We start from the raw sequence: 22,711 nt of genomic DNA, 5'->3' as shown, positions 1-22,711 counted from the left end.
CCACGTTGGGAAGCAGCGAAGCGTCACGGTCAGGAGGCTCAGGCATGACCCGGCAAGGTTACGATAGCGAGCGCGGCAACGCGGGCGAAACCCAGCAGATGGCCACCGAGGGCAGCCCTGTCCTTACAACCAATCACGGGACGCCGATTTCAGACAATCAGAACAGCCTCCGTGCGGGGGATCGCGGGCCGACCCTGCTGGAAGATTTCATTCTCCGGGAAAAAATCTTCCATTTCGACCACGAGCGGATCCCGGAGCGGATCGTCCATGCCCGCGGCTCTGCGGCGCACGGCTATTTCGAATGCACCGATCCCATCCCAGACCTGAGCCGTGCGAGCCTATTTGCGGAAAAGGGGAATCGAATTCCCGTATTCGCCCGGTTTTCAACAGTCGCCGGCGGAGCGGGATCCGTGGATACACCGCGGGATGTCCGGGGGTTTGCCGTCAAATTTTATACCGAAGAAGGCAACTGGGATCTGGTCGGCAACAATATCCCGGTCTTCTTCATTCAGGATGCGATCAAGTTCCCCGATCTCATCCATTCCGTGAAGATGGAGGCCGACCGCGGCTTTCCTCAGGCCGCGAGCGCGCATGATACATTCTGGGATTTCGTCTCCCTGATGCCTGAGAGCATGCATATGGTGCTCTGGGCAATGTCGGACCGCGCCATCCCGCGTAGCCCGCGCATGATGCAGGGTTTCGGTGTGCATACATTCAAGCTGGTGAACGCAGCAGGCGAGGAGACGTTCGTCAAGTTCCACTGGCGGCCGAAGCTGGGGACGCAGTCGCTTGTCTGGGATGAATCGGCCAAGTTGCAGGGGGCCGACAACGATTATCACCGGCGCGATCTGTGGAATGCCATCGCGTCGGGCGATTTCCCGGAATGGGAATTCGGAATTCAGGCCTTCGATGCCGCGACGGCGGAGAAGCTGCCCTTCGACGTCCTGGATCCGACCAAGATCATCCCCGAGGAAGTCATCCCGCTCCGGATCATCGGGCGCATGGTGCTCGACCGCAACCCGGACAACCATTTCGCCGAAAATGAGCAGGCGGCTTTCCTGCCGTCCAACGTGGTGCCGGGGATAGACTTCACCGATGATCCCTTGTTGCAGGGGCGGCTTTTCTCATATCTGGACACGCAAAAATCCCGGCTCGGCACCACGAATTTCCACCAAATCCCGATCAACGCGCCGAAATGTCCCTTCGCGAACATGCAGCGGGACGGGATGATGCAGACCATGGTGCCGAAGGGCCGCTCCAACTACGAACCCAACAGTCTGGCCGATGCAGGGGAGGATCCCGGCCCGCGTGCCGCCGCGTCCGGCTTCAGGACCGCGCCGCAGCAGGTCGAAGGGCCAAAACTGCGTATCCGGGCGGAAAGCTTCAGCGACCATTTCAGCCAGGCCCGCCTGTTCTTCCGGTCCCAGACCGAGAGCGAACAGTCCCATATCGCCTCCGCGTTCACGTTTGAACTCTCCAAGGTGGAATTGGAGCATGTGCGCAAGCGTGTGCTCTCCCTGTTGCGGAATGTCGATGAGGCGCTCGCGGCGCAAGTGGCCGAGGGGTTGGCCATGGACCTCCCCGATCGCGCAACCCCTGCGCGGGAGCCGGTTGACCTCGATCTCTCCGATGCGCTTTCGATCCAGAAAAACTGGACCGCGACCCTCAACGGGCGCACCGTCGGCGTTTTGTTCGACGAAGGCTCCGATAAGGGTGAGCTGGAACGCGTTATCAAGGCAGTAGAGAGTGCGGGCGGCACGGCCTTTACCGTCGCGCCGAAAGTGGGCGGCCTGTCGCTCAAGGGTGGCAAGATGAAGGCCGATGGGCAACTCGCGGGGTCGCCCTCCGTGTTGTTCGATGCGGTGGCGCTCGTCCTTACACCGGAAGCCGCGAAGAAGCTGTCGCGCAACGGGGCAGCGGTCGCGTTTGTCATGGACGCATTTTCCCACCTCAAGGCGATTGGGCTGAATGACGGGGCGAAAGCGCTTCTCGACCGGGCCGGGGTGGAGGAAGGGCCGGGTGTCACGGGACTGGATGACTTGGCGGAGGCGGCGACGCAGCGGTATTGGGGGCGTGAAGCCAGCATGGAATGACGACGGCAATCGCACTAGCGGGCTGCTGCAAAATGCCGGGCATCTGGCGAAGCTTGGGTGGGAGGCCAGTTGATCCGCTCACCCGCCAAAACCTGTTGGCGGTTTCCAACAATGTGAGGACGATCTCTGCCTTGAGGCAGCCCCGGAGTGCTCTTTCCGCCGCCTGTTAAGACTATTTTTACCCTTCTCGCCCTAGCTTCTCCGCAAGAGCATGGGGAGTAATGAAAGGTGTGGTGGATCGGACGCCGCCGTCGTGAGGGTCAGCGCGACGGTACTCCTGCCCTTAGGCAAGATGGCCAGCAGAAGTCGGGTTTCTCGGCGGAAGCGCTTCGGGGTCTGGCGGAACTGGAGGCCCGGAGCGCCCCGCCCGATGCTTGGGCGCAGCCGTACGCACCCGCTTACCGGATGACCGATCGCCTGAAGCCTGACGCTGCCGCAGGAGGAGGGCTGGTCCGGGATGAGACCGGCGCGCAGCGCCCCCATTACTGGGGACATCGCGAACGCCTCCGCACGCGCTTCCTTGACGGCGGGCCGATAGGGATGCCTGAGTATGAACTGTTGGAACTGCTGCTCTTCAACGCGATACCGCGCATCGATGTGAAGCCGCTGGCGAAACGCCTTCTCGCCGCTTTTGGTGACCTTAACGGTGTCATCGCCGCTTCAGAACATCGTATAATGCAGGTGGAGGGGGCGGATCGCTGGGTCTGGCTGCAACTTCGCCTCGTTGATGCCTTCGCGCAGCGCATGGCGCAGACGCGCGTCCTTCAGAGGGAGGTCGTTTCGTCATGGGATGCTCTGGTGACCTACTGCCGCACCTGCATGGCGCATCGGGAGACAGAGCAGTTTCGCGTTCTTTTTCTGGATCGCAAGAACGCGGTGATCGCCGATGAGGCGCTCGGACAGGGGACAATCGGACACGTCCCGGTCTATCCGCGGGAGGTGGCGAAACGCGCACTCGAACTGGCGGCAAGCGCCGTCATTCTGGTCCATAACCATCCTTCGGGCGACCCCACGCCGAGCGACGACGACGTTCTGATGACCGAACGTGTCATCGCGGCCTGCGAGGCCATCGACGTCTCCGTTCACGACCACCTCATCATCGGCAAACACGCGGAGACGTCCTTCAGGACAATGGGGCTGATTTGAGGCGTCATGGCGCCGGATCCAACGGCCTCCGAAGGTGCTACAGCTTTGAAATGCAAAGAACGCGATGCATCATCGGCAGCCATTTCGTCGGGCCGCTCGGGGTGGCGCAAGCGGTTCAGGGTGTGAAACACCATCCTCACGGGATTGAAGCCGCAAGGAGTGACGTGCGGCTGTCGGGCCGTTCACCCGGTCGCTTGGGCGCTTGGCCATCGCGCAGGGCAGTGGCGCCGGCATCGGATTTGGGAGGCAATGCGGGTCGGAAGCCTCGTGAATCGCAACGTCCGTCGAGACGTTGAGTAGTGCTCACCACATTCACCGCCCGAGGCAGAACAGTTGGCGGTAATGATGGAGGAGAACGACCGCCGCCAACGCCGCTCGGCAGGAGGCTTTTGCCGGAGCATGGGCGTTGAGGCAGCCGCCGAGCCGATCCGTCATATATCGCCCGAGACGGTTCCCGGAACCCGACCGGCCGCTTGCCTCTCGCCGATCCTATCCAGCGCGCCGGATACGCGCTGAATAGGATGGCCGACGGCTCTAATCCTGAAAGACCGGCTTGCGGCGTTCGAGCAGGGCGAGCAGCGCCTCCCTGTGATCAGGTGTGTGCTGGATGATCGCCTGATAGCTGGCCGCCAGATCAAGGGCCGTCTCCAGCGGAAGACCCATCGACTGCCGGATAAGCCGCTTGTTGAGCCGGACACTCCGGGGTGCGAAGGAGGCGATGCGGTGCGCCATTTCCCGCGCTGCGGGCATCAGTTCTTCCGGCGGCAGGACATGGGTAACCAGACCCCAGTCCAGCGCCTCCGCAGCATTCAGGGTCCGGCATGTCAGAGCGAGTTCGACGGCACGGGGATAGCCCACGACACGCGGCAGATACCATGCCCCGCCATCGCCGGAAATCAGCCCGACCCGGAGGAAGCTCTCCGCGAAGCTCGCCTCCGTCGAAGCCAGCCGGATGTCGCACATGGTGGCGATATCCATTCCCGCACCGATCGCCAGACCGTTCACGGCAGCGATGGCAGGCACGTCCAACTGGCCGAACAGGCGGGGAAGCACCTGAATGTTGCGCCGGTAGGCCTCCTGCATTTCTGCGGGAGTTCCGGCGAACATCGGATGAGAGCCGTCCCGCATCTCCTTGACGTTTCCGCCGGAACTGAACGCCTCCCCCGCGCCGGTCAGAAGGATGCAGCCAAGGCTGTCGTCTTCGTTCGCCTCCGCCAGAAACGCCTCCAGTTCCCGGATCACGTCGTCCGACAGCGCGTTCCGCGTCTGGGGCCGGTTAAGCGTCAGGATGGCGACGGGTCCGTCGCGCTCGATGAGAACCGCCTGTGTCATGCCTCACTCCTTTCATCAGTCAGATAAGCCCACAGGCCCCCGGGTGCGGCGAGCGCCGCGCGACCCACCCGCGCCTCGCACTCCGCCTGCCGCCCGTTGTCGTCGCGCCATTGCCAAAGACGACGGGTGTAATGATGGAGCGGGTGCTCCTCCGTGAAGCCGATGGCGCCCATCACCTGATGGGCAGCAGCAGCGATGAAGGTTGCAGCCCGGCCCGCCTGTGCCTTGGCCGTCAGCCATGGGAGGGTGTCTTCGCCATCCGCCTCCGCCGCCTCCAGCGCCGCGGCCAAGGCTGCTTCCGTCAGCGCGAGTTCGGAGGCCGCTTCCGCCAGCAGATGCTGAAGCGCCTGAAATTTGCCGAGCGGGCGGCCAAACTGCTGGCGGGTATTGGCATAATCCACCGCAATTTCCATAACCCGCGCCATCGCGCCGGTCATCGCGGCTACGGTGAGAAGCGCGTCGTCGCGAGTAGCCTCTCCCTTAGGGGGTTCATCTGCGCCGAACAGGCCGCCGGGCAAGGGCCGCGCCTCCTCCCCGGCCAGCAGCGCAACCGGATCGACCGGCGCGGCATGCCAGCCAAGGCGCCAGCAGGCCACCGCCGCATCGCCGAGCGTGCCGCCCAGTCCTCCCTCGTCTTCCGCGCGCAGGAGCAGCGGCAAGCCCGCCTCCGTCAATGCCGCCCGGAGATGCTCTTCGCCTTCCGCACCGGCCAGTCCGGCCAGTCTGCGCGTGAGCAGGCGATCCAGCGTATCATCCATCATTCGGGCGATGTCGGTCATCTCGTTCATCTCAGGCCAAGCCCCCTCGCAATGATGCCCCTCAGGATCTCTCGTGTGCCGCCCCGGAGCGTGAAGCTCGGAGCGCTCAGGATCGCGGTGGCAAGCGCTGCGCCGCCCGAGCCTTCTCCGGGCCGGAGATCGGTGAGGCGGCGGGCGAGTTCCGGTATCTCCTGCTCGAGCGCCGTGCCCATATCCTTCATGATCGGCGCCAGTACGCCGACATCCTCGCCCGCGGCAAGACGGCGGTTGATACGGAGCGAAAGCTGGCGAATCGCGTTCATCCGCGCAACGACGCGCCCGATCTCCGCCTCTGCCATGCGGTCTGGTGCCTGCGCCGCCATATCCACCACAACCGAGAGCAGACCAAAGGTGGAAAGGATGCGATCCGGCCCACTCCTCTCGAACGCCAGCTCTTCGTTGACAAGCCGCCAGCCCGAGCCCTCCGGCCCCAGAAGGTGATCCTCGGGGACGAAGTTGCCATCGAAGGTGATCTCGTTCAGCTCCTCCTCTCCGCGCAGATCGCGAAGCGGGCGGACTTCCACCCCCTCGCCCTGCATCGGCACGACAAGCTGGGACAGGCCGGCATAGCGATCCTCCCCCCGCGGCGAGGTCCGGCAGAGCGCTATGACATAGTCCGCATGCTGGGCGTTCGTCGTCCAGACCTTGCGCCCGTGAATGCGCCAGCCACCCTCCACGCGCTCCGCCCGCGTTCGGATTGAGGACAGGTCCGAGCCGCTGTCCGGCTCGCTCATGCCGATACCGATCGTACATTCCCCGGTAACGATTTGCGGCAGGATCAGCCGCTTCAGCGCCTCGCTTCCGTTTCTGAGGATCTGCGGCCCGCTCTGGCGGTCGGCGATCCAGTGCGCCCCCTGGGGTGCGCCTGCCGCCAGCAGTTCCTCGCACACCACATAGCGTTCGTAGAGGCTGCGTTCATGTCCGCCATAGGCCCGCGGCCATGTCATGCCGATATAGCCGCGTTCCGCACAGCGACGGGAGAAATCGCGGCTCCATGTCGTCCATGTCTGGCGACCCGGGCGAATGGTGCCCCGCGCGGTTTCCTCCTCCACGAAAGCGCGAACCTCGGCGCGGAGCGCCCTTTCCCCCGGAAAGTCCGGGCGCGGCGCTTCTCCCTCCAGCCTTGGGAACAGGCGGGGAATACTCACGTGCGGCCCCTGCCACGGCTCCTGCGGCGCGCTGCCCTGCCCGCGTCGGGCGGTATCTGTCCTGTCATTCTTTCTCCCCCTCCCTCAAATCCATTCCCGCTTCATCCAGCAGGCGATGCAGTTGCGGCACATTGTCCGCGAAGTAGCCCGGACCGAACCGCCGTTCGATGGCACGCTGCATGATCAACGCAATCTCACCCATCCGGTCGAAGATGCGAAACAGCGGCCCCGCCACCGTGACGGAGAACGCTCGGCCACCCAACGGCAGGGGAACGGAGACCCCGCCCAGATCCTGGCTGAAGGCGGAGGCGCTGCGGAACCAGCCCCGGGCAAGCGAGGTGGCCATGCTTTCCTCCACCTCCTCCGCCGTCATGGGCGTGCCGGAGCCGTAGCGGGTGTAGCTTGCCCGTTTCAGCAGCGCGGTGACCTGCGCGCGGGGCAACTGGCACATGATCGCCTGACCGGAAGCCGTCCCATGCAGCGGCACCCTCCGTCCCGGCTCTGCGATGTAGCGTATGGCCTGCCGCGATTGGATAACCGACATCAGGATCGCCTGTTGCCCGCTCTGCGCGGCGATCCAGACGGTTTCCTGCGTCTGCGCGGCAAGATCGGCGAGCAGTTCCTGCAACCCTTCCGGCATCGGCTCCGCAGCCGCGACGTCCTGCGCAAGCGCGAGCCAGCGCGGCGTGGGATAATAGCCTCCGCGCGGTTTCGGCTCATACAGGAAACCACGCTCCACCAACGTCGAAATGATGTTGAACGCGCTGGACCGGGGCCAGCCGAAACGGGCGGAGATCTCCGCAAGGCTCGCCGGCCGCTGATGCGCGGCGAAGTATTCCAGCAGGTCGAGCACGTTGGCAGCCTGCTTCACGGCCATGATCAATCCTCACGTTTGTCCACATATATGGACATATAATACCTAAATATGGGCATAGCACAAATATTCATTGACACCAGCAGGAGAATCGCAATTAAGTCCATTAATGTGATCTTATAGTTCACATATATGGACATATTCGGGAGAGATGTCCGCTTTTCTGCCGGGAGGTTTTGAATGGGGCCGTTGAACGGAATCCGCATCGTGGACATGACGTCCGTTCTGATGGGGCCATACGCCACCCAGATGCTTGGCGATTTCGGGGCGGATGTGGTGAAGGTGGAGGCACCGGACGGGGATCTGGTTCGCAAGATCGGTCCGGCCCGCCACGCCGGAATGGGGCCACTCTTTCTCCATGCAAATCGCTCCAAACGGTCGATCACACTCGACCTCAAGGTGCCGGAGGGGCGGGAGGCACTGCTTCGGCTCTGCGCGGATGCAGATGCGCTGGTCTACAACGTCCGGCCCAAGGCCATGGAGCGGCTGGGCCTGTCCTACGAGGAAGTCGCTGCGATCAATCCGCGCATCGTCTATGCGGGCATGTTCGGTTACGCACAGAACGGCCCCTACGCGGCGCGCCCGGCCTACGACGATCTGATCCAGGGGGCCGCGACGATCCCCTATCTCTTTTCGCGTGTGAACGAAGGGCACCCCCGCTACGTGCCGACGGCGATGGCGGATCGCATCGTCGGGCTGGTCGCGGCCAATGCCATTCTCGCATCGCTGATCGAACGTGATCGGTCCGGCAGCGGCCAGCGGGTCGATGTGCCGATGTTCGAAACCATGGTGAGCTTCGTGTTGTCCGACCACATGGGAGGGCTGACCTATGAACCGCCGCTGGATAAAGGCGGCTACGCGCGGCAACTCTCCGCGGACCGCCGCCCGTATCAGACACAAGACGGCTATATCTGCGCGCTGATCTACAATGACGGTCATTGGCGTCGCTTCTTCACGGCAATCGGACAGCCCGAGATGCCGGAGGCCGACCCCCGCTTTCGCGACTTCGTCTCCCGCATGGCGCATATCGACGAGGTCTATGGCGAACTCTCCCGATTGTTCCTCACGCGGACCACCGCGGAGTGGATGGAGTTGCTGGAGGAGGCCGATGTGCCCGCCATGCCGATGTATGACTTCGAGGGCGTGCTGAACGACCCGCACCTGGCGGCCACGGGCTTCTTCCAGATGGTCGATCACCCGAGCGAGGGGAAAATCCGCCAGATGGCCGTGCCCGCGAAATGGTCACGCACCCCCGCGCTGCCGGAGCGCCTCGCGCCGCGGCAGGGGGAGAACACGGCAGAAATACTCCGGGAGGCCGGCATGACCACGGCCGAGATGGACGCCATGGCGCAGGCGGGGGCATTCGGCGCCCCGCCCGCTCCGACAGCGCGGCGCGCGTGAGGGGAAACGGAATGGATTTCGCACTGACTGAGGAACAGGAGGCCATCCGCGCCTCCGTCGCCGGCATCTGCTCGCGGTTCGACGATGCCTACTGGCTCAAGCGGGACAGGGAGGGCGGCTTCCCCCACGATTTCTATGACGCCCTCGCGCGGGAAGGCTGGCTGGGCATCTGCACGCCCGAAGCTTACGGCGGCGCGGGGCTGGGCATCACCGAAGCCGCGATCATGATGCGCGCCATCGCCGAATCCGGCGCGGGCATGTCGGGCGCTTCCGCCGTTCATATCAACATCTTCGGGCTGAACCCTGTCGCGGTGTTCGGCACGGAGGAGCAGAAGCAGCGGATGCTCCGCCCGATGGCCGAGGGGCGGGAAAAGGCGTGTTTCGCTGTGACGGAGCCCAACACCGGCCTCAATACCACGCAACTCAAGTTGCGCGCCGTGAAGAAGGGCGACCGATACGTGGTCAACGGGCAGAAGGTCTGGATCTCCACCGCGCAGGAGGCCGACCGTATCCTGTTGCTCGCCCGCACCACGCCGCTGGAAGAGGTGAAGAAGCCGACGCACGGGCTGAGCCTTTTCTACTCCCGCTTCGACCGCGACCGCATCCGCGTCACCGAGATCGAAAAGATGGGCCGCAAGGCGGTGGATTCGAACGAACTCTTCTTCGAGGATTACGAAATCCCCGCCGAGGACCTGATCGGCGAGGAAGGCCGGGGCTTTGAATACATCCTCCACGGGATGAACCCCGAGCGTGTCCTGATCGCCGCGGAGGCGGTGGGACTGGGGATGCTCGCCCTCTCGCGCGCGTCGAAATATGCCCGCGAGCGCATCGTCTTCAACCGGCCCATCGGGCAGAACCAGGCGATTCAGCATCCGCTGGCGAAATGCTGGGCGGAGTTGGAGGCGGCATGGATGATGGTGCTCTCCGCGGCCTCCGCCTATGACCGGGGTCTGCCTGCGGGAGCCGCTGCCAACGCGGCCAAATATCTGGCGGGAGAGGCGGGATTTCACGCCTGCGAAACCGCGGTCATGGTTCATGGCGGTTTCGGCTACGCCAAGGAATTCCATGTCGAACGCTATCTGCGCGAGGTATTCGTGCCCCGGATCGCGCCGGTGAGCCCGCAGCTCGCCCTGTCCTTCATCGCCGAACGGGTGCTGGACCTGCCAAAATCCTACTGAACGGACCACGCCTTGGGAGGGGAGGACCATGGCACAGCAGACCATCGGCATCGACACGGCGGAAGGGATGTTCCGGCCCGGCGACCGCGTGCTCATCCCCCAGGGAATGGGGGAGCCGCAGGCGCTGACGGCGGCTTTGGTCGCGGCGTCCTTGCGCCTGGAAGGGCTGACGGCCTGCGTCGGCATGGTCACTGGAGAGGCGCTGCTCGCGGAAAGCCGGCTGCGCTTTGAAAGCTACGGTATCATGGGGCGGATGACCGCGCTCCCGGCGGAGCGTATCGATGTCCTGACACTGCCCTATTCCGGTTACATTGACCGCATCGTCACCGGCGCGCTCCCCGCGGATGTGGTCTTCCTCCGACTTTCCCCCGCGCGGGGGGGCCGGTATCATCTGGGTATCGGCGATCTGCACCTGATTGACGCCGCGCGCCACGCGCGTGTCGTGCTGGCCGAAATCAGCACCGATGTCCCGCGCACGCCCGGCACGCTCTGGCCGGAGGAGGTGCCTTTTCTGGCAGTCGATGCCGAAGGCGCGCTGGCAGAACTCCATCCCGGCTCCTCTGATGAGACGGAGATGACCGTCGCCCGCCACGTTGCCGCGCTGGTGCCGGACGGGGCAGTGATCCAGCTGGGCATCGGGCGCCTGCCGCAGGCTGTCACCGCCGCGCTGATGGGCCATCGCGACCTCGGCCTGCATTCGGGCGCGATGATCGATGGCGTGGCCGATCTGGTGGAAGCGGGGGCCATCACGAACGCCCGCAAGGAGGTGGACGCAGGTGTCAGCGTTGCGGGAGTGCTGATGGGCAGCCGCCGGATCGCGCGTTTTGCCGACGGCAACCCGGCGCTCCGCCTCGCGCCCACTGGCTATACCCATGCGGCGCAGGTGTTGGCGCGGCTGTCCCGGTTTCACGCGATCAACTCCGCGATTGAGGTCGATCTCTTTGGTCGTATCAACCTCGAACGCGCCGCAGCCCGGCCGATGGCCGGACTGGGCGGACAACCGGATTTCGCCCGGGCCGCCCGTGCCTCTGCCGGGGGGCGCTCCATCGTGGCGCTCCCCTCCACCGCCGCGCGGGGCAGTCGTTCGCGGATCGTGGCGGAGGTCGCGCATGTCTCGCTCCCCCACGCGGCGGCGGGCGTGGTGGTCACGGAATGGGGCGCTGCCCATCTGGCGGGCGTGCCGCCGGAGGCACGTGGCCCGCACCTCATCGCGATTGCCGATCCGAGGTTCCGGGACGTGCTGGAACGGGCTTGGTCCGAACAGAAGGAGAGGGCACATGCACTCTGACAAGGGGCCGCTGCATGGCCTCCGGTTCGTGGAGATGGTGGGCATCGGTCCCGGGCCGCTCGCCGCGATGATCCTGTCGGATCTGGGTGCGGAGGTCATCCGTATCGACCGTCCCGAAGCTTCCGGGCTGGGCGTTCCGCGGCCGGAAGCATTCGACTTCGTGGCCCGTGGGCGGCGATCCGTCGCGCTCGATCTGCGCCAGCCGGAAGGGCGGGCCTGCGCGCTCCGGCTCATCGCGCGGGCCGATGGCCTGATCGAGGGCTTCCGGCCCGGCGTGATGGAACGGCTGGGGCTTGGCCCGGAGCCATGCCTGGCCGCAAATCCCCGACTGATCTATGCGCGGCTCACCGGCTGGGGACAGGCGGGGCCACTCGCCCGGACGGCGGGGCATGACATCTGCTACCTCGCGCTCACCGGCGTTCTGGATGCGATCGGGCCTAAGGACGGCGCGCCCGTGCCGCCGCTGAACCTCGTGGCGGATTACGCAGGCGGCACGCTGATGCTCGTGATCGGTGTTCTGGCCGCGCTCCAGCATCGGCAGTCAAGCGGCCGGGGGCAGGTCGTGGATGCAGCGATGGTGGACGGCGTGACCCTGTTGACCACCGCGCTCGCCGGCTTGCAGGCGGCGGGGCTGCATGACGGGCCGCGGGGCACAAACGTTCTTGACGGCGGCGCACCTTATTACACCACCTATGCCTGTGCGGACGGAAGAGCCATCGCCGTGGGTGCCATCGAGCCGAAGTTCCGCACGGTGCTGCTTCAGGGGCTGGGTCTGGACGCAGCCTCCTTCCCGGATCTGGACGATCCCACCTTCTGGCCGGAGGCCCGCGCGCGGCTCGCAGCCCGGTTCGCCGAGCATGATCGCGCACATTGGGAACGCGTTTTCGAAGGCAGCGACGCCTGCGTGGCCCCCGTCCTGAGCCTCTCTGAAGCGCCCGACCATCCGCACAACCGCGCGCGGCAGAGCCATATCGCTGTCGGCTCCGCCCTGCATCCCGTACCTGCGCCCCGGTTCTCTGCGAGCCAGCCCCCTCCCCCCGGACCGCCGCGCAGACGCGGCGCGGATGGAGACCAGGTTCTTGCCGACTGGGGCCTGTCCCCCGACGAAATCGCAGCGCTTCGCCGCTCGGGCGCACTGATCCCCGCGCGGGAGGAAGCGGCACAGCATGACAAGGAGGCATCCCATGCCCGGCCTGCACTTTGAAGACCTCACACCCGGACGGCACTTCCGCCACGAACTCACCCGCACGGTGACGGAGGCCGACAACACCATGTTCAGTCTGATGACAATGAATCCGCAACCCCTGCATATCGACGCGCATTTCTCCGAGGGCACGGAATGGGGGCAGCGGCTGTTCAACAGCATGATGACGCTTGCCATCATGGTGGGCCTGTCCGTGCAGGACACCACGCTGGGCACGACCGTCGGCAACCTTGGCATGACGGATGTCAAGTTCCCGAAGCCGGTATTTCACGGAGACACCATCCGTGCCGAAACACGGGTGCTGGAGGCGCGGGCAAGCCGCTCCCGCCCCGATGTGGGGATCGTGGAATTCGAGCACAGCTGTTTCAACCAGCGGGGGGATCTCGTCGCCTCCTGCCGGCGGAGCGCGATGATGCGCAAGAAGGCGGCCTGATGCGGTCCCTGCTTTTCGTCCCGGGCGACAGCCCGCGCAAATTCGCCAAGGCACGGGCGAGCATGGCGGATGTGCTGATCCTCGATCTTGAGGATTCGGTGGCCGCCACCGCCAAGTCGGACGCGCGGGAGATCGTGCGCACGATGCTGGAGGAGGGTTCGTCCGGTCCCGCTCTCTGGGTTCGGGTGAACGCGCTCGACACCGGCCTGACGCTTGAGGATCTCGCCGCGGTGATGCCGCTTGCCCCCGCGGGGATCGTGCTTCCCAAAGCTGCCGGCGCGGCTGATGTGGAAAGGCTCGCCACCTGGCTCGATGCGTTCGAGGTGTCGGGCCGCCTTGCGCAAGGCACGACGGGCATCATCGCCGTCGCGACCGAGACGGCAGAGGCGGTTATGGGGCTTGGCAGCTATCGCGGCGCCTCGTCCCGCCTTCGCGGGCTGATGTGGGGGGCGGAGGATCTGGCGGCATCGCTCGGTGCCACGACGAACGCGGTCGATGGCGTCTTTACCGAACCCTTCCGCCTTGCCCGCAACCTCTGCCTGATGGCGGCAGCCTCGGCGGGGGTCGCCGCCATAGACACGGTGAGCACCAAGCTGCGCGACCTCGCTCTCGTCGAGGAGGAGGCCCGCGCGGCCCGCCGCGATGGCTTTGCCGCCAAGGCGGTGATCCACCCCGGCCATCTGGAGATCGTCAATCAAGCCTTCCGCCCGACCGAGGCGGAGGCCGATTGGGCCCGCAGGGTGATTGCCGCCTTCGAGGAAGCACCGGAAGCGGGCGTCGTCACGCTGGACGGCAAGATGGTGGACAAGCCGCACGAACGCGCCGCGCAGAAAATTCTCGCGGCACTTGGGGAGTGAGGAAACAGAATGGAACGCACGGCAAAACCGGACTGGCCGGACGCCATCCTGAAAGGGGCGGAGCGGGTGCTGGTCGCCCTATCGGGGCTGTCCATCGCCGCGATCATGCTCGTCGTGGTTGCGGACGTGACCATGCGATACGTCGTGTCTCAGCCGCTTGGCTGGTCCTATGACCTGATCGGTAGCTACCTGATGGTCTGTGTTTTCTTCTTTGCACTGCCCGATACGCTGACCCACCACAGCCATATCGCCATCGACATCTTCAACCCGCGGCTGCCGCGCTGGTTCATGCATCTCGGATTGGCGGTTGGCTACGCATTTTCGGCACTGCTGGTGGCGCTGATCGCCTGGCAGGGTTGGCTGCGGTTCGAGGGAAGCTACGCCGCGGGAGATCAGATCAGCGCCACCGTCCCCTGGCCCACCTGGCCGGCTTATCTGATGGTGGCCATCGGTTCCGCATTTTTCACCCTCCGCTGTCTGCATCGGACGGTAATGCACATGGCCTCCATGCTGACGGGGCGCGAACTCGCAGACATGCCGCCTCCGCCCGAAACCGCCGCAATCGACGGAGAACATGCCGAATGACCGTTTCCATCGTTCTCCTGATCCTCGTGGTATTCCTCGTCGTCGGGCTCCCGGTTGCGCTGGCAATGCTGCTGTCCGGCGCGGCGGGTCTTTACATGCTGGGCGGGTTGCCGTTTCTGACCGGGATCCTGCGCACCTCGCCGCTGTCCACCGCGAACAGCTATGAGATCATCACCATCCCGATGTTCATCCTGATGGCGGAGTTCGTCATCATCTCCGGCATTGCCAACGATCTGTTTCGTGCCGCGACGATCTGGGTCGGCCGGCTCCGGGGCGGTGTCGCGATGGCGACGGCGCTGGCCGGTGCGGGGTTCGGTGCGATCTCCGGCTCCTCCACCGCGGCGGCCGCGACATTGGCATCCACCTCGCTCCCCGCGATGCTCGAGCAAGGCTACGATCCGAAGCTGGCGGGCGGCGTGGTCGCCATTTCCGGGACGCTGGCCATGCTGATCCCGCCGTCCATCGCGCTCGTGCTCTATGGGATCATTGCCGATGTGCCGATCGGCGACCTGCTGATCGCCGGCGTCATTCCCGGGATCATAGTCACGCTGGCGATCATCCTTACCGTAGCGCTTCTGGTCAGACTCGATCCCGCCGCCGCGCCGCAGGGGCGCGCGCATACGATGGTGGAGAAGGTCCGCAGCCTGAAGCGGGTTGGCCCGATGCTGGTGCTGTTCCTCGCGGTGACCGGCTCCATCTACAGCGGCCTTGCCACGCCCACGGAGGCCGCGGGGCTTGGCGCCTTCGTCGCCATGCTGCTCGCCATATGGGAGCGGCAGCTTACCTTCCCCCGGCTGTGCCACGCGCTGCGTTCCACCGCGCATACGAGCTGCATGATCCTGCTCATCATCCTCGGCGCGCATGTGTTCGGCTACTTCTTTACCCTGTCGCGGGTCACCAACGACATCAGCGCCTGGGTGGGTGGCCTTCCGATGGCACCGCTCGCCATCATGTGCGTGATCCTGATCGGCTATATCATCCTCGGCTTCTTCATGGACCAGATCGCGATCCTGATCCTGACGGTTCCTGTGATCCTGCCGGTCGTGACGCAGCTCGGCTTCGATCCGATCTGGTTCGGCGTCATTGTCGTCGTCACCGCAGAGGTCGGAATGGTTACGCCGCCGATGGGCATGAACGTGTTCGTCGTCGCCCGCTATACCCGGCGCCCGCTGGGCGAGCTGTTCCGCGGAGTGATGCCGCATGTCTGGGCCCATCTTCTCGTCATCGCCCTGCTGACCCTGTTTCCGGCCCTAGTCACCTGGCTGCCCTCCACGATGTGAGGCGGCTCCTGCAACTGTTTTCCCGGGGAGGAGAACCATGACACAACGTTTCAAACGCCCTCTGATCGCCGCAACGCTGGCCGTAGCGACCGCCGCCGCCCCGATGGCACGGGCGGAGACACTGCGGCTCGCCGACAGCTTTCCTGTCGGTCACTACATCGCCGAGGGCATGACAAAAGTCTGGATGGACCGCGTCACCGAACTCACGAACGGCGAGGTGAAGTTCGACTACTATCCCGCCGAGCAGATGGGCAAGTCAAAGGACCTGCTCTCCCTCACCCAGACGGGCGTGGTGGATGTCGGCTATGTCGGCGTGTCCTACATCGCCGACAAGCTGCCGCTCTCCGCGGTCGGCGAACTGCCGGAAGCTTTCGATACTTCCTGCGTGGGGACAAATGCCTACTGGACGCTTGCCCAGCCGGGCGGTGTGCTCGATCAGGCGGAGCTTGCGCCGCTCAAGGTTCGGATGCTGTTCGTCATGGTGCTCTCGCCCTATCACGTGATGACCGCGCGGAAGGAGATCACCGGCGCCGACAGCTTCAAGGGTCTGAAACTGCGCACCACGGGCGGCACCAAGGAGATGGCTGTCGAGCTTCTGGGCGCGACCCCGATCAGCATACCCGCCCCCGAAACACGCGAGGCGCTGTCCCGCGGCACGATCGATGGCGTCCTCTTCCCGCATTCCAGCGTCCTGCCCTACGGGCTGGAGAGCCAGCTGAAATACGGCACCGAGGGGATCAACTTCGGCTCCTTCGTGGCAAGCTATGTCATCAGCGAGGACCGCTGGCGGCAGCTCTCGCCCGAGGTGCAGCAGGCGATGATCCAGGCGGGCGAGGAGGTGAACCACTCCGCCTGCGCCATGGGTGAGGAGTTCGACATGAAGGACAAGAAGAAGATGGAGGATGCAGGCGTGACCTTCGTCTCGCTCCCCGATGCCGACAAGACACAGGTGGAGGGCAAGCTGGCGACCATCGGCGAGCAATGGGCCAAGACGCTCGATGCCCGCGGCAAGCCGGGCACGGAGATTCTGGAAGCTTTCCGCGACGCCTTGGCAAAACAGAAAGCCGCCAGCAATTGAGCCGTGTCTGGCTGCATGCCTGCCGGCGCGCGTCCGATCGCACCCAGCACCGTGCAGCCGGGTCGGCTCGCTGGCGCAGGGGTGCTTTCGGTGACGTCCGGTTGGAGACCTTCCGCGCAAAGGAGACGCGGAACCGCAGCTCTGCAGAGCCGGATTTCCGCCCTGATTTCCGAATGCGGCCGCAGGGCGCGTCCGGGACGGATCGAAGCGGGATGAGCCCCATGCAAGGCTGAAGGCCCTGCCCGTGCGGCACGATAAGGAAACTGCGGCCGCCCGGCGCGTTCGGGCCGCCGCCCAGCCATGAGATGACCCTTGTCCTTCAACACCCCCCGCAGCGAGGCTCCCGCCTTTTCTCCCGCGATTATGGCGGGGATCGTCGTCACTACCGGCTTTCTGTTCAACTTCGTTGCGCGCGGGGTCGTGGACACATTCATGGTGTTCATCCTCCCACTGGAGGCGGAATTCGGCTGGCACCGGTCCACCCTCACCGGGGTCTATTCGGTTTACCTGCTGGCGGCCGGCGTAGCCTCTCCCGTTTCCGGATCGCTGCTGGACCGGTGGGGGCCGCGCTGGACCTACGGAATGGGGCTGGTGGCACTCATCCTTGGCATGGCCGGCGCGTCCATGGCGCAGTCGCTCTGGCAGATTTACCTCTTCCACGGGATCTGCGGCGGAATTGCGGCCTCCTGCCTCGGCATCGTGCCCGCCTCCGCGCTGATCGGGCGCTGGTTCGACCGGAGATTGAGCCTCGCCATCGCCTTTGCCTACGCCGGCTTCGGGTCGGGCATTCTGGTGATCGTGCCGCTTGTGCAGAGCATCATCGACACCGCGGGCTGGCGGGCCGCCTATCAGGCGCTTGCCATAGGGTTGACCTGCCTGCTGCCCCTGCTGCTCGCTCTGCCCTGGGCGCGGATCGCACGCGGGGATCAGCATCTGATGGCAAGCCGTCTCGATCCGCCGCCGGACGCGGTCGGCACAGTGGCGCCTGCCCCGCAAGACACCGTGCCGCGTCACGGCTGGACCATCCGTACGGCGCTCCGCACACCGGAGTTCTGGCTGCTGGTCCAGTGCTTCTTCTTCACCGCCTGCTCCACCTATAGCGTGGTGGTGCAGACCGTCGCCTTTTTGGTGGACGAGGGCTACCCGCCCCTGGACGCGGCCCTGGCTTTCGGCACATCGGGGATGCTGTCGATCATCGGGGTGCTGGGGGCGGGCTGGCTGTCCTCGCGGAAGGGCTACCGCTTCACGGTGACGCTCTCCTTCACCGCGACGCTCATCGGCATTCTGGGCCTGCTGGGCTTTTCCTATGTTCACAGCCCGCTGCTCGTACTGGTTTATGTGCTGGCCTTCGGCGTGAGTCAGGGGGCCCGGGGCCCGGTCATCTCCACTCTCGCCACCCGGATCTTCGCCCGGGGCAGCGTCGGCTCCATCTTCGGCGCGATCTTCATGACCATGTCCTTCGGCTCGGCGCTTGGCGCATGGATGACGGGATTCCTGCACGACCTGACCGGAAGCTACCGGGCGGCGTTCCTTTTCTCTGTCGTCAGCGTGATAGGCGCTGTTTCCCCCTTCTGGTATTCGCGCCGGCTGCGCGATCCCAAACCCCTGCCACCCCCACAAAGGAGTATCGGATGAAGCTGCTGGGCCAAGGTTTCCACTGGGACGAACTTCAGGTGGGCGATCAGTTCCGCACCTTCGGTCGGACGATCACCGAGACGGACATCGTGACCTTCGTGACCGCCGTTGGAATGCTGGAGTCTCTGTTTCTGGATGCAGAATACCGTGCTGCTCACGCCGCCATAGACGGGCGACCTGCCCCGGCTGCGCTGGTTTATTCCATCGCCGAGGGGCTGACGCTGAATGCGACGGGTCAGGGCACAGGACTGGCCTTCCTCCACATGGAGCTCAACGTCGAAGGGCCAGTGCTGGAGGGCGACACGATCCATGTGGAGATCGAGGTGACCGAGGTGCGCCCCACGCGCAAGGCGGGCCGCGGCCTCGTCCGCACGCGGAACCGTATCGTGAACCAACGAGGAGAGACGGTCATCACCTACACCCCGCTCCGCCTCATGGCGGGAAGCGCGGGCTGACCATTAGCAGGCTGTTGAAAAAGCTCTGAAGTGTCGTGCCCATGCTCTGGAAATCAGCCAGAAATCACCAGTAATGCATGGATTTCGGGCTGGAACTTCCAGATTTAGGACGATTTCCACGCGGGCGCAGACCCAGAGGCCTTTTCAGCACCCAGTTACAGCCGGGCAAAGGCTTCGAGCAGAGTGCGCTCCGATTTCAGCAGATAGGCATCCAGAGCCTCCGCCGCACGCTGGGCCTCCCCGGCCTCTACTAGCCTCACGATCTCCCGATTCATCGTGATGTAGGGCGCATGGAGCATTTCGGGGCTGTCCAGAACGCCGAATGCCAGCCGTAGTTCCGTCGCTACCTGCGCATAAAAGGCCATGAGCCTCGGACTGTCGGTCAGCGCGACGATGGCGGCGTGAAACTCCATATTGGCGCTGCCCACGGCACGCCAGTCAGGGCGGAGCGCCATGTCCTCCGCTGTCTCCACCGCAAGGCGCATCCGCTCCACCGCCCGGTGGCGGGGCCAGCTGTGGGCTATGGCAGGAACTTCGATTGCGCGCCGTACCCTGTATATGTCGAGGATCGTCGCCATGGTCGGTGTTTCCACAAAGACACCCCGGTTCGGCTCATGGCGGAGCAACCCCTCCCGTGTGAGCAGCCGGAACCCTTCGCGGAGCGTGTTGCGCGAGACGTCGAATTCCGCCGTGAGCCGCGCCTCGGACAGACGGCTGCCGGGCCCGATCTCGCCGCTGGTGATCATCGCACGAAGACGCCCCGCCGTCTGTTCGACAAGGCTCTGCGAGGGGGAGGGCAGCCGCTCTGCGGCCGGGTAGGTCGATTGCATGATTGTATCCCCTCGTGCGGCGATCATGTCGAAAGCGGCGCGTCAGCGCAACACCGCACCGCACCCAACACTCCTGCCACAATCCCAGCCTGCTTGTTCATTCAGCAATAATTTGGATTCCGCATAAATTATGATCATTAACGTAGGTAAAATTGTGGTATATCGTTCAACGATTCATTCAATATGATAATACAAACTTGACCATCAAGTCCGACAAAAGCAGGAACAGCCAAAGGCGCTATGCGCGCAGCAGCAGGAGCATTTCCGATGGCAGACCCCCTCCCCTCCGCCGCCAAAGCGACCGCTCGCGGCGGTTTCATGGCCGCGATCTTCCTGATGGCCACCTCTGCCATCGGGCCGGGCTTCATCACGCAGACGGCAACCTTCACGGCAAAGCTGGGGGCCGCCTTCGCCTTTGCCATCCTGGCCTCGATCGTGATCGACTTCGTGGTGCAGCTGAATATCTGGCGGATCACCGCACTCACCCGCAAGAACGCTTCCGACACAGCGAATGCGGCCATTCCGGGCGCGGGCTATCTGCTGGCCATTCTGGTCATCATCGGCGGTCTTGCCTTCAACATCGGCAATATCGCCGGGGCCGGGCTGGGGATGAACGCGATGTTCGGGCTGGACCCGAAGATCGGTGGCGCGATCTCGGCGGCTCTGGCCATCGGCATCTTTCTGTCGAGACGCGCGGGATCGCTGCTGGACAGGGCGCTGATCGGCCTTGGTCTGCTGATGATCGCGATGACGCTGGCCGTGGCTTTCGCATCCTCCCCCCCGGTAGGTGAGGCAGTGCGCCAGATGGTCCTGCCGAGCGTCATCGACTTTCCGACCATCACCACCATCGTTGGCGGCACAGTCGGCGGCTACATCACCTATTCGGGCGCGCACCGCCTGCTCGACAAGGGCCTGGTGGGAGAGGAAAACCTTGCCGCAGTGACCCGCGCATCGCTTACGGGCATTGCGGTGACGGGGGTCATGCGTTTCGTGCTGTTCCTGGCCATTCTGGGTGTCGTCGCTTCCGGCGTTACGCTGGACCTGTCGAGCATGGCTGCGAACCCTGCCGCACAGGCATTCGCCGCCGTGCTGGGAGACTGGGGGATGCGCATTTTCGGCATGATCTTCTGGGCGGCGGCCATTACCTCCATCATCGGGGCGGCCTATACCTCGGTCAGCTTTCTCGTGGTCTTCCGGCATATGGATGAACGTGCGCGCAACATCGCCACAGTGATCTTCATCGCGGTTTCGCTGGCGGTCTATCTCTCGCTGGGCGCGGCACCCGCGGCCATCCTGATCTTCGTGGGCGGCTTCAACGGTCTGATCCTGCCGATCGGCCTGACGATCTTCACCTATGTGGGCTTTGCGCGGGCCGACCTGATGGGGGGGCATGTCTATAACCGCGTGCTTCTGACCCTGAGCGCGGTGGTCTGTGCGCTGACCTGGTACATGGGCTTCATGTCCATCGGCACCATCTTTTCCTTCCTGGGAATGTAACCATAGGGGGCGCCTTAAAGGCGCCCCAGGACTGAGAACGGAGGACCGAGATGCGGAGCATCGACCTGAACAGCGATCTGGGCGAGGGCTATGGCGCCTGGACCATGGGGGATGACGCGGCGATGCTGGACATCGTCAGTTCCGCCAACGTCGCCTGCGGCTTTCACGCGGGCGATCCGGCGACGATCCTTGCGACCGTGCGCCGCGCGGCGGAGCGGGGCGTGGCGGTGGGCGCGCATGTCTCCTACCCGGACCGGGTGGGCTTCGGCCGCCGCAACATGGACGTGACATCGGAGGAACTGACAGCCGATGTAATCTATCAGATCGGTGCGCTTCAGGGCCTATGCGCCGCGGCAGGCACGCGGGTCAGCTATGTCAAACCCCATGGCGCCCTCTACAACACCATCGCGTCTGACAGCCGGCAGGCCGCAGCCGTGATCGCCGGGATACAGGCGGTGGACCCATCGCTCGTGCTGATGGGCCTCGCCGGGGCGCCGATCCTCGCGCAAGCCGGAGAGGCGGGGCTGGCCACCGTCGCCGAGGCCTTTGCCGACCGCGCCTATACGCCGGAGGGGACGCTGGTCTCGCGGCGGCAGTCAGGCGCAGTGCTCCATGATGCGGAAGCCATCGCCCAGCGGATGCTGCGGCTGGCGACGGAGGGGGTGATCGAAGCGGTGGACGGCTCACCCCTGACCCTGCAGGCGGAGAGCATATGTGTCCACGGCGACAGTCCCGGCGCCGTCGCCATGGCCGCCCGCATCCGCGAGGTTCTGCTCGCGCACGGGGTCAAGGTGGCAGCCTTCGGAGGCGAAGCATGATCCCCGATATCACCATCGCCCGCGCCGCGCGGCTTGCCTGCCGGAGCAACGCGCCGCTCCCCACCGCAGGGATGGCGCCGGGGTTCACCCAGTGCAACATGATCTCCCTGCCGAAGGACTGGGCGTGGGATTTCCTGCTTTACGCGCAACGGAACCCGAAGCCCTGCCCCGTGCTCGACGTGACCGATCCGGGCAGCCACCGGACGGCGCTCGCGCCGGATGCCGACCTGCGAACAGATATTCCGCTCTACCGTATCTGGCGGGATGGTGAGCTTGTCGAGGAGGTCGCCGATGCCACGCAGGCCTGGGCGGAACACCCCGATCTGGTCACCTTCCTCATCGGCTGTTCGTTCACCTTCGAAACACCCCTGCAGCAGGCCGGGATCGAGGTTCGCCATATCGCGCAGGGGCGCAACGTGCCGATGTTCCTGACCGACCGGGACTGCCGCCCGGCGGGCAGGCTGCATGGAAAGATGGTTGTCTCCATGCGTCCGATTCCCGCGGGCCGCGTGGCGGAAGCGGCGATGATCTCCGGGCGGACACCCGCTGTTCACGGGGCACCCGTCCATATCGGAGCACCGGAGGCCATCGGCATCCCGGATCTCTCCCGCCCCGATTTCGGCGATGCTGTGGATATCCGCGAAGGTGAGATCCCGGTGTTCTGGGCCTGCGGCGTGACGCCACAGGCGGCGGTCATGGCCTCTCGGCCGCCGTTCGCCATCACCCACGCGCCGGGGCACATGTTCATCACCGACATTCCCGACACGCATTGGCAGGCCTGA

General features: G+C 65.0%; 21 protein-coding genes. 16 read left to right on the top strand and 5 right to left on the bottom strand.

The features are described 5' to 3' along the window. The first annotated feature begins 44 nt into the window (after positions 1 to 44). Positions 45 to 2,093, top strand: coding sequence for a catalase (locus RT513_RS02545; protein ID WP_290689231.1), 2,049 nt, complete (start codon positions 45 to 47; stop codon positions 2,091 to 2,093). Positions 2,094 to 2,498: 405 nt separating this feature from the next. Next, on the top strand, positions 2,499 to 3,239 hold the full coding sequence (gene radC, locus RT513_RS02540; protein ID WP_088214421.1) for a RadC family protein: 741 nt from the start codon (positions 2,499 to 2,501) through the stop codon (positions 3,237 to 3,239). Positions 3,240 to 3,773: 534 nt separating this feature from the next. Here the strand turns inward: radC and RT513_RS02535 are convergent. The 4 genes from RT513_RS02535 to RT513_RS02520 form a co-directional block, all read right to left on the bottom strand. Further along, on the bottom strand, positions 3,774 to 4,571 hold the full coding sequence (locus RT513_RS02535) for an enoyl-CoA hydratase-related protein (protein ID WP_290689235.1): 798 nt from the start codon (positions 4,569 to 4,571) through the stop codon (positions 3,774 to 3,776). Continuing rightward, the gene (locus tag RT513_RS02530; RefSeq protein ID WP_290689237.1) at positions 4,568 to 5,359 is read right to left on the bottom strand and encodes an acyl-CoA dehydrogenase family protein; all 792 of its coding nucleotides are present in this window, start codon (positions 5,357 to 5,359) and stop codon (positions 4,568 to 4,570) included. The genes RT513_RS02535 and RT513_RS02530 overlap by 4 nt, the downstream gene beginning before the upstream one ends. Then, entirely contained in the window at positions 5,356 to 6,516 is a 1,161-nt protein-coding gene (locus tag RT513_RS02525; RefSeq protein ID WP_256947239.1) for an acyl-CoA dehydrogenase family protein, read from the bottom strand. Before RT513_RS02525 ends, RT513_RS02530 begins: the two co-directional genes overlap by 4 nt. Positions 6,517 to 6,580: 64 nt before the next feature. Then, entirely contained in the window at positions 6,581 to 7,393 is an 813-nt protein-coding gene (locus tag RT513_RS02520; protein WP_088214424.1) for an IclR family transcriptional regulator, read from the bottom strand. 177 nt (positions 7,394 to 7,570) lie between these two features. Here RT513_RS02520 and RT513_RS02515 point away from each other — a divergent pair, with 177 nt between their 5' ends. The 11 genes from RT513_RS02515 to RT513_RS02465 all read left to right on the top strand — a co-directional run bounded on the left by RT513_RS02515 (position 7,571) and on the right by RT513_RS02465 (position 18,784). Continuing rightward, positions 7,571 to 8,791: a CaiB/BaiF CoA transferase family protein gene (locus RT513_RS02515; RefSeq protein WP_290689241.1), complete on the top strand. Its 1,221-nt coding sequence runs from the start codon at positions 7,571 to 7,573 to the stop codon at positions 8,789 to 8,791. Between the two features lie 11 nt (positions 8,792 to 8,802). After that, entirely contained in the window at positions 8,803 to 9,969 is a 1,167-nt protein-coding gene (locus tag RT513_RS02510) for an acyl-CoA dehydrogenase family protein (protein ID WP_290689243.1), read from the top strand. A 28-nt stretch (positions 9,970 to 9,997) separates the two neighbouring features. After that, positions 9,998 to 11,257 (top strand): acetyl-CoA hydrolase/transferase family protein, encoded by a 1,260-nt coding sequence (locus RT513_RS02505; protein WP_290689245.1) that lies wholly within the window; start codon positions 9,998 to 10,000, stop codon positions 11,255 to 11,257. After that, positions 11,247 to 12,461 (top strand): CaiB/BaiF CoA-transferase family protein, encoded by a 1,215-nt coding sequence (locus tag RT513_RS02500; protein ID WP_290689247.1) that lies wholly within the window; start codon positions 11,247 to 11,249, stop codon positions 12,459 to 12,461. The genes RT513_RS02505 and RT513_RS02500 overlap by 11 nt, the downstream gene beginning before the upstream one ends. Further along, complete coding sequence (locus RT513_RS02495) at positions 12,442 to 12,894, top strand: MaoC family dehydratase (protein ID WP_290689249.1); 453 nt, start codon at positions 12,442 to 12,444, stop codon at positions 12,892 to 12,894. The genes RT513_RS02500 and RT513_RS02495 overlap by 20 nt, the downstream gene beginning before the upstream one ends. Continuing rightward, complete coding sequence (locus tag RT513_RS02490; protein ID WP_290689251.1) at positions 12,894 to 13,751, top strand: HpcH/HpaI aldolase/citrate lyase family protein; 858 nt, start codon at positions 12,894 to 12,896, stop codon at positions 13,749 to 13,751. The genes RT513_RS02495 and RT513_RS02490 overlap by 1 nt, the downstream gene beginning before the upstream one ends. Positions 13,752 to 13,760: 9 nt before the next feature. Further along, on the top strand, positions 13,761 to 14,336 hold the full coding sequence (locus tag RT513_RS02485) for a TRAP transporter small permease (RefSeq protein WP_088214431.1): 576 nt from the start codon (positions 13,761 to 13,763) through the stop codon (positions 14,334 to 14,336). Further along, positions 14,333 to 15,616, top strand: a complete 1,284-nt coding sequence (locus RT513_RS02480) for a TRAP transporter large permease (RefSeq protein WP_088214432.1) — start codon at positions 14,333 to 14,335, stop codon at positions 15,614 to 15,616. The genes RT513_RS02485 and RT513_RS02480 overlap by 4 nt, the downstream gene beginning before the upstream one ends. Positions 15,617 to 15,653: 37 nt before the next feature. Next, positions 15,654 to 16,694: a TRAP transporter substrate-binding protein DctP gene (gene dctP, locus RT513_RS02475; RefSeq protein WP_088214433.1), complete on the top strand. Its 1,041-nt coding sequence runs from the start codon at positions 15,654 to 15,656 to the stop codon at positions 16,692 to 16,694. Positions 16,695 to 17,006: 312 nt separating this feature from the next. Further along, positions 17,007 to 18,329 carry an MFS transporter gene (locus RT513_RS02470; RefSeq protein WP_290689257.1) on the top strand — a complete coding sequence of 441 codons (1,323 nt, stop codon included), beginning with the start codon at positions 17,007 to 17,009 and terminating at the stop codon, positions 18,327 to 18,329. Next, positions 18,326 to 18,784, top strand: coding sequence for a MaoC family dehydratase (locus RT513_RS02465; protein ID WP_088214435.1), 459 nt, complete (start codon positions 18,326 to 18,328; stop codon positions 18,782 to 18,784). The genes RT513_RS02470 and RT513_RS02465 overlap by 4 nt, the downstream gene beginning before the upstream one ends. 155 nt (positions 18,785 to 18,939) lie before the next feature. Here RT513_RS02465 and RT513_RS02460 read toward each other — a convergent pair whose 3' ends face one another. Further along, positions 18,940 to 19,614, bottom strand: coding sequence for a GntR family transcriptional regulator (locus tag RT513_RS02460; RefSeq protein ID WP_290689259.1), 675 nt, complete (start codon positions 19,612 to 19,614; stop codon positions 18,940 to 18,942). Positions 19,615 to 19,881: 267 nt separating this feature from the next. Between RT513_RS02460 and RT513_RS02455 the strand changes: the two genes are divergently transcribed. The 3 genes from RT513_RS02455 to RT513_RS02445 are packed head-to-tail and all read left to right on the top strand — an operon-like array spanning position 19,882 to position 22,711. Beyond that, complete coding sequence (locus tag RT513_RS02455; protein WP_088214437.1) at positions 19,882 to 21,111, top strand: NRAMP family divalent metal transporter; 1,230 nt, start codon at positions 19,882 to 19,884, stop codon at positions 21,109 to 21,111. A gap of 50 nt (positions 21,112 to 21,161) precedes the next feature. Next, positions 21,162 to 21,929, top strand: a complete 768-nt coding sequence (locus RT513_RS02450) for a LamB/YcsF family protein (protein WP_290689263.1) — start codon at positions 21,162 to 21,164, stop codon at positions 21,927 to 21,929. Continuing rightward, positions 21,926 to 22,711 (top strand): putative hydro-lyase, encoded by a 786-nt coding sequence (locus tag RT513_RS02445; RefSeq protein WP_290689265.1) that lies wholly within the window; start codon positions 21,926 to 21,928, stop codon positions 22,709 to 22,711. The genes RT513_RS02450 and RT513_RS02445 overlap by 4 nt, the downstream gene beginning before the upstream one ends.

It is taken from the genome of Haematobacter sp. (assembly GCF_032102465.1).
GTDB lineage: Bacteria > Pseudomonadota > Alphaproteobacteria > Rhodobacterales > Rhodobacteraceae > Haematobacter.
Note: the sequence above shows the minus strand (reverse complement) of the source record. Positions and strands in the feature narration are given on the sequence as shown.